This is a genomic window from Deltaproteobacteria bacterium PRO3 (assembly GCA_030263375.1).
GTDB lineage: Bacteria > UBA10199 > UBA10199 > DSSB01 > DSSB01 > DSSB01.
In genome coordinates this window covers 1-6712 of sequence record SZOV01000130.1, presented here as the reverse complement: position 1 = coordinate 6712, position 6712 = coordinate 1, and the positions used below count along the sequence as shown (strand labels likewise).

8 protein-coding genes are annotated in these 6712 nt (G+C 66.1%); 3 read left to right on the top strand and 5 right to left on the bottom strand.

Annotated features, from left to right (window positions below; all coding sequences use genetic code 11):
* Positions 1–863: 863 nt before the first annotated feature.
* Entirely contained in the window at positions 864–1880 is a 1017-nt protein-coding gene (locus tag FBR05_14040; protein ID MDL1873297.1) for a peptidase M14, read from the top strand.
* 18 nt (positions 1881–1898) lie between these two features.
* Complete coding sequence (locus FBR05_14035; protein ID MDL1873296.1) at positions 1899–2579, top strand: carbonic anhydrase; 681 nt, start codon at positions 1899–1901, stop codon at positions 2577–2579.
* Here the strand turns inward: FBR05_14035 and FBR05_14030 are convergent.
* From FBR05_14030 to FBR05_14010, 5 genes are read right to left on the bottom strand one after another with little or no spacing between them, the layout of a single operon-like run.
* On the bottom strand, positions 2576–3058 hold the full coding sequence (locus FBR05_14030) for a hypothetical protein (GenBank protein MDL1873295.1): 483 nt from the start codon (positions 3056–3058) through the stop codon (positions 2576–2578). The two genes, FBR05_14035 and FBR05_14030, sit on opposite strands and share 4 nt — an antisense overlap.
* A complete protein-coding gene (locus FBR05_14025; GenBank protein MDL1873294.1) occupies positions 2985–3455 on the bottom strand; it encodes a hypothetical protein in 471 nt (156 codons plus the stop codon). The genes FBR05_14030 and FBR05_14025 overlap by 74 nt, the downstream gene beginning before the upstream one ends.
* Positions 3452–3739: a DUF883 family protein gene (locus tag FBR05_14020; GenBank protein ID MDL1873293.1), complete on the bottom strand. Its 288-nt coding sequence runs from the start codon at positions 3737–3739 to the stop codon at positions 3452–3454. The genes FBR05_14025 and FBR05_14020 overlap by 4 nt, the downstream gene beginning before the upstream one ends.
* 35 nt (positions 3740–3774) lie before the next feature.
* Complete coding sequence (locus FBR05_14015) at positions 3775–5001, bottom strand: VWA domain-containing protein (GenBank protein MDL1873292.1); 1227 nt, start codon at positions 4999–5001, stop codon at positions 3775–3777.
* On the bottom strand, positions 5002–5829 hold the full coding sequence (locus tag FBR05_14010) for a MoxR family ATPase (GenBank protein ID MDL1873291.1): 828 nt from the start codon (positions 5827–5829) through the stop codon (positions 5002–5004).
* 80 nt (positions 5830–5909) lie between these two features.
* On the opposite strand from FBR05_14010, the gene FBR05_14005 reads away from it, so the two are divergent.
* The gene (locus FBR05_14005; protein ID MDL1873290.1) at positions 5910–6539 is read left to right on the top strand and encodes a MarC family protein; all 630 of its coding nucleotides are present in this window, start codon (positions 5910–5912) and stop codon (positions 6537–6539) included.
* Positions 6540–6712: the final 173 nt, after the last annotated feature.

Sequence of the window (6712 nt, the reverse complement as noted above, 5' to 3'; positions counted from 1 at the left end):
CGCCGCCAGCGGGACCTCCTGCAGGTCCACCTGCAGGTGCCGCTTGCCCGTTCGCGGCGCTTTTTCAACGCGGCCCTCGTCGCCTCGGCGCCGATGGTGGGCCTCGCGGCGAATTCTCCCTATCTCTTCGGCAAGGACCTCTGGGCGGAGACACGCATCCCGCTCTTCGAGCAGGCCGTGGGCTGCAATCCCCCGCTCGGCCGCGTCACCTTCGGCGGAGGCTATGTGCGGGACTCCCTCTACGAATTATTTTTAGAAAATCTGCGCGAGTATCCTGTGATGCTCCCGGCCAGGCTGGAAGACACCGCCGAGACCTTTCCCCACCTGCGCCTGCACAACGGCACGATCTGGCGCTGGAACCGGCCCATCGTCGCGCCCGACGCCTCGGGCGCGATCCGCCTGCGCATCGAACATCGCGTGATGGCCGCGGGGCCCAGCGTCCCGGACGTGGTGGCCAATATCGCCGCCTATCTCGGCTTGGTCCACGGTTTGGCGCAAGACGAGCGGCCGCCGGAGTCCCGCCTGAGCTTCGAGGCGGCCCGCGCGAATTTCTACGCCGCCGCCGAAGGGGGCCTGAATGCCGAGGTCCTCTGGCTCGACGGCCGCCGCGCCCCGTTGCGGGAACTATGGCTGGGCGAGCTCCTGCCCCTGGCTCGCCAGGGCCTGCGCGGCCTGGGCCTGGACCCCGAAGACATCGCCTATTACTTGGAAGAGGTCTTGTTTCCGCGCCTGCGCGGCGGGCAAAACGGAGCCGCCTGGCAGCGCGCCTTCGTGGCGCGGTACGGTGCGGATTTTAGCCGATTGGTCGAGGCCTATGGGCAAGGCCAGCGCTCCGGCAGGCCCGTGCACGAGTGGGGGCTGTGATGTTGCAGGTCTTGGAGAAAATTCCCGAGGGATTGCTGCAACGGCCCGCCGAGTCCCTTCACGAGGTCTTGTCGGGTCCCACGCTGATCCACCTGAGCGGGCGGCGCGAGGCGCCGCTCTTCGTCTCGGTCCTGCTGCATGGCAATGAGACCACCGGTTGGGAGGCGCTGCGCGAGCTGCTCTCCCGCTACGAGGGGCCCGGCCTGCCGCGCGCGCTGTCGGTCTTCATCGGCAACGTCCAGGCGGCGCGGGAGGGGAGGCGGCGCCTCGACGGCCAGCCGGACTTCAACCGCGTCTGGCAGGCCGGCACGACGCCGGAGCACGCGATGACCCACCAAATCCTCGAGGCGATGCGGGCGCGCGGGGTCTTCGCCAGCGTCGACGTGCACAACAACACGGGCGTGAACCCGCACTACGCCTGCGTAAATCACCTCGACCACCGCTTCTTCCACCTGGCCGTCCTCTTCGGCCGCACCGTGGTCTATTTTACCAAGCCGGAGGGGGTGCAGACTTCCGCCTTCGCCGAGCTCTGTCCCGCCGTCGTCCTCGAGTGCGGCCAGCCCGGCGATCCGCGCGGCATCGCCCACGCCCGGGACTACCTCGACGCCTGCCTGCACCTGGCAGAGATCCCCGAGCATCCGGTCCCGGAGCGCGACCTCGACCTCTACCACACGGTGGCCGTGGTCAAGGTGCCCGATTACTTGAGCTTCGGCTTCGGCGCGGAGGCGGCGCAGGTCCGGCTGCGGGAGAACCTCGACCACATGAACTTCACGGAGCTGCCGCCGGGGACGCTCTTGGGCTGGCTGGCCGCGGAGGAAGGCGGACGGTTGGTCGTTTCGGACGAGGCGGGTCGCGACGTCGGCGAGCGCTATCTGGATTACCGGGCCGGCGAGATCCGGACGAAGCTCCCGCTCATGCCCTCGATGTTCACCTTGAACCGCGAGGTGGTCCGGCAGGACTGTCTGGGCTATTTCATGGAACGCTTGAAATTTTCCGGCGGGGCGGCTAGCGCCTAGCCTCATTGAGGTGAATCCATGAGAAAGCTGTTAAAAGGCATCGTCGAATTCCGCAAAAACCTGCAACCCGCCCAGCGCGAGGTCTTCGCCAAGTTGGCCCTCGAGCAAAAACCGGACTCTTTCTTCGTCGCCTGCTCGGACAGCCGCGTGGTCCCGAACCTCTTCGCCTCGACCAACCCGGGCGATCTCTTCGTCCTGCGCAACGTCGGCAACCTTATCCCGGCCTGCCTCCCGGACAAGCCGGAGGAGCCGCGCGGCTCCGCCGCCGCGGCCCTCGAGTTCTCGGTGAAGAACTTGGGCGTCAAGGACATCATTATTTGCGGCCATTCCGAGTGCGGCGCGATGCGGGCCCTGTTGGAGGGCCCGCCGGCAGGGGAGCCCCACCTGCAGGATTGGCTGCGCCACGGCGAGGCCACCCTCAAGCAGGTTTCCCAGGCCCCTAAGGATCCCGCGCTCAGCCCGGTCAACCGACTCTCCCAGCTCAATGTCTTGGTCCAGATGGAGCACGTCGCCTCCTATCCCTTCGTGAAAGAACGCCTGGAGGCCGGGGAGCTGATGATCCACGGCTGGTGGTTCGACATCGCGCGAGCGGAGGTACTGGCCTACGAGCCGGAGGAGCTTCGCTTCGTCGTGGTGGAAGAGGGCGAGGCGGAGCGGATCCTTGCCAGGATGGAAGACCGGCGCGGTTCTAAATCTTAAACGGTCTCGGCGGCTGGGTCCGGCTGGGAGGGCGGCGGCGATGCGTCGCTCCCGCGTTTTTCCAAGGTCTGTTGGATTTTTTGCGCAAGCCACGGGGTGAGGACGCCCTTGAGCGCGTCGGTCCCGCTGCTGAGCAGCAGCGAGGTCACCAGGTCCCACGGAGAGGCACCGGAGGCCTCGCGCGTTCCGGAAGCAGGTTCGGCCTCGCCCTTGGCGGCGGGCGGGCCTCCGCTGCGGGCGGCTACGAAGAAGCCGGCGACCGCGGCGATCCCGGTGCTCTTCCAAGGATAATCCTCGGTCCAGGCGCGCGGATCGGCGACCCGAACGAGATTGCGCGCCGCGGCCTTCGCGGACTGGGCCAGGGCGGACTTGGCGGTCGCGGCCTCCAGCTCGAGCAGCTCGCGCTCAGTCCGCGGTCGCGGCCCGCTCCAGGGCGTTGATTCCGTATTTTTCCTTTTGTCGTTCGAGCTTTTGCTCATAATCCTTAATTTTTTTCTCTAAGGCGGTCCGGCGCAGGGAGCTCAGCTTCCAACGGATGTAAAGGGCGCCGACGGCGAGCAGGATGCCGCCCGAGACGAGGAAGCCCGCCCAAGGTCGGCCGCCGAGGAGCTCGGCCAAGGCCAGGGCGCTGCCGTAGAAGACGAAGGCGATGGCGATCAGGAAGACGCCGCTGAACAAAAGGATGAGCAGGGCCCAGAGGGCGAAGGCCAAGAGGCCGTTGCGCAAATCGCCCTTGCTCTGGGCCCACTTGGCGCCCAGGTAGGAGCCCAGGTGTTCCCAGATTTCTTGGAGCTGCCGCGGCAACTGCTCCATCGCCTCGAAGGTCTCTTTGTCCTCCGGCGCGGCGGCGGTCTCGGGTCCCAGGGGATCGGTCATCGCCGCTTCCAGAGGGCGCCCAGGACGAAGCCGACGCCCGCCGCGATGAGCAGGGCCTGCAGGGGATTTTCCTTGATCTTGGTCTCCAGGTCTTTTTCCAGGCTTTGCGCCTTTTTCAGGCCCTGCTGGTAATACTCGCTGGCGTTTTCTCGGATCATGCCGACGGTGTCGTGGGCCAAGTCGCGGGTGGTCTTGCCCAGCTCTTGGACGTCGTGGCCGAGGGTCGCGGCCTTCTCGCGGAATTCGGCGGTATGCTTGGCGAAGGGGTCTTTGGATGCGCTCATAGTCACCTCCGGGATTTTTCGGGATTTCCGCGCGATTATAGCACCGGGGGGTGGAAGGGGAAATTTTTATTTTGGAGGGCCTCCGGCGGCGGGACCACGGCCTTGCGCAGGTTGTCGACGGCCTCGGTCAGGCCCTCGACGCTCAAGGGGAACATGCGGATCAGTTGGGAGACCGCGTGGATGGTCGGGTGGCCGTCCCAGTACTCGCGCGGCTCGGGGTTGAGCCAGACGATCGAGGGGTAATGCTCGCGCAGGCGCCGCAGCCAGGCGATGCCGGGCTCGGCGTTGCGCTCCCAGTAGTCGATGGAACCGTTGGGGACGAAGAGCTCGTAGGGGTTCATGCAGGCGTCGCCGACCACGATGACGTGGAAGCTGCGGCGGTAGCGGCGGAAGAGATCTTCGGTGGTGACGTAGTCGCGGAGCTTGGCGTCCACGAAGAGCCGCGAGTAGATGCAGTTGTGGAAATAGAAATGCTTGAAGGCCTTGAAGTGCTGCGAGGCGTGGGCCGCGGAGAAGAGCGCCTCGACCATCCGGGCATAGGGGTCCATGCTGCCGCCGACGTCCATCAACAGGAGCAGCTCGGCCTGATTTTTGCGCGGCGGCGTGAAGACCAGGTCGATCTCGCCGGCGTTGCGGCAGGTCTTGTCGATGGTCTTCTCGACGTTCAGCTCTTGCGCGACGCCGACGGCCTCGAGGCGGCGCAGGCGCTTGAGGGCGACCTTCAGCTGGCGCGTCTCCAGGATGCGGTCGTGGCGGTAGTTGCGGAAGCGGCGCTCCTCGGCGACCTTCACCGCCATGCGCCCGCCGCCCGGCCCGCCGATCCGGATGCCGGAGGGGTGGGCGCCGGAGTGGCCGAAGGGCGAGGTGCCGCCGGAGCCGATCCAATAATTGCCGCCGTGGTGGGCCTCGGTCTGCTCCTGGAGGCGCTCGCGGAAGCGGCGGCGCAGTTCCTCCAGCTCGAGGGGGTCGATGTCGGGGAGCTGCGGGCGTTGCTCGGGGTCGACGACGCGGTTCAGCCAGTCCAGCAGCTCCTGCTTGAAGCGCGCGTCGGCCTCCGCGCCCTGAAAGCACATCAGAAAGGCCTGGTCGTAGGCGTCGTAGAGGGCCTCGGACTTGACGAGGAGGGCGCGGGCCAGGACGTAAAACTTGTCGAGGGAGGAGTCGGCCAAGTCCCGGGAGAGGGCCTCCATCAGGCGCAGCCATTCCTGGGTCCCGACGGGGATCTTGAGGGCGCGGAGGGTGTAGAAAAAGGCGAGGAGCATTTAGGGCCGCCGCAACTTGGTCACCTTCGGCTTCAGGACGTCCTGCTCGTTCTTCAGCAAGACGCCGATCAAGGGCGTCTCTTCCAAAACCCTTTTCCCGTCCAGGCCCATCGCCAGCAGGGCATGGATCCAGTCGATCAGCTCGGAGGTGGAGGGCGCCTTTTTGAGGTTCGGCAGGCGCCGCACCTCGTAGAACTTGCGGATCGCGGCCTCCATCAGCTTAGCGTCCAGGTCGGGGAAGTGGACCTTCACGATCCGCGCCATCATGGCCTCGTCGGGGAACTCGATGAAATGGAAGACGCAGCGGCGCAGGAAGGGGTCGGGCAGCTCCTTTTCGGAGTTGGAGGTGATGACCACCATCGGCCGGTGCCGGGCGGCGATCTCCTCGTTGGTCTCGGGGATGGTGAAGCGCATCTCGTCGAGCTCGGCCAAGAGGTCGTTGGGAAACTCGAGGTCGGCCTTGTCGACCTCGTCGATCAAGAGGACCACGGGATCCGGCGCGGCGAAGGCCGCGCCCAGCTTGCCCAGCTTGATGTAGCGCTTGATGTCGGAGACGTCGCCGCCACCGAAGCGGCTGTCGTTGAGGCGCTGGACGGTGTCGTAGACGTAGAGTCCGTCGACCGCCTTGGTGGTGGACTTGATGTTCCAGCGCAGCAGCGGCCGGCCGAGAGACTCGGCGATGGAGGCGGCCAAGAGCGTCTTGCCGGTGCCGGGCTCGCCCTTGAGCAGGAGAGGGCGGCCGATGGCGAGCGAGACGTTGACGACCTGTTGGAGTTCGTCGGAGGCGACGTAATCGTGGGTTCCGCGGTATTGGGCTTGCGATTTCATGCCTTCTAGCTAGCGAAAATCCCGACGGGATTCCATACAAAAACTTGCCGCGGGCCGCGCCGCCAGAATATAACCGGCCGATGGAATACCTGCATTACTTCCTCCATGCCACCGTCGCCCTGGTGGCGATGGTCAACCCCCTCGAGGCCGCGCAGTTCTTTCCCACCTTCACGCAGGGGGCGACGCCCGCGCAGCTGCGGCAGGCGGCGCTCAAGGCCACCTTTTACGCTTTCACCATCCTGACGGTCTCGGCCCTGGTTGGCCGCTATATCCTGATGGCCTTCGGGATCTCCACCTCCGCCTTCCAGGCGGCGGGCGGCTTGGTCATCATGACGGTCGGCTTCCGCATGCTCTGGGGGGAGGCGCAGACCGCGAAGGAGCCTTCCGCCGCCAACGTCAACCCCGCCGAATCGGTCGGCCTGCTGGTGCCCTTCGTCATGCCGATCGTCACGGGGCCCGGCGCCATCACCACGGCGATCACGCTGACCACCCGCGACGAGGGCGTCGTGAACTTGCTGGTGGTCTTAGGCGCGATCCTGCTCAACGCGGTGATCTTATGGTTCTCCCTGCGGGCCTCCGTCATGATGGAGAAATGGCTCAGCGTTCGCGCCCAGAAGCTGATCTCCCGCTTCATGGGTCTGATCCTCCTGGCGATCGGGGCCCAGATGGCGATGAGCGGGGTGAGGGCCTTCTTCGTCGATCGTTTATAGACCTATGCCGAAACTCCAAGCCCTGCCCATCGATCCCTTGCTGCCGCAGATCGCGGCGGCACTGCGCGAGGCGCCGAGCCTCATCGTCCAGGCCACGCCGGGCTCGGGCAAGACGACCCGCATTCCGCCCTACCTGTTGGCGCAGGGCCTGGTGGATCCCGAACGCGAGATCC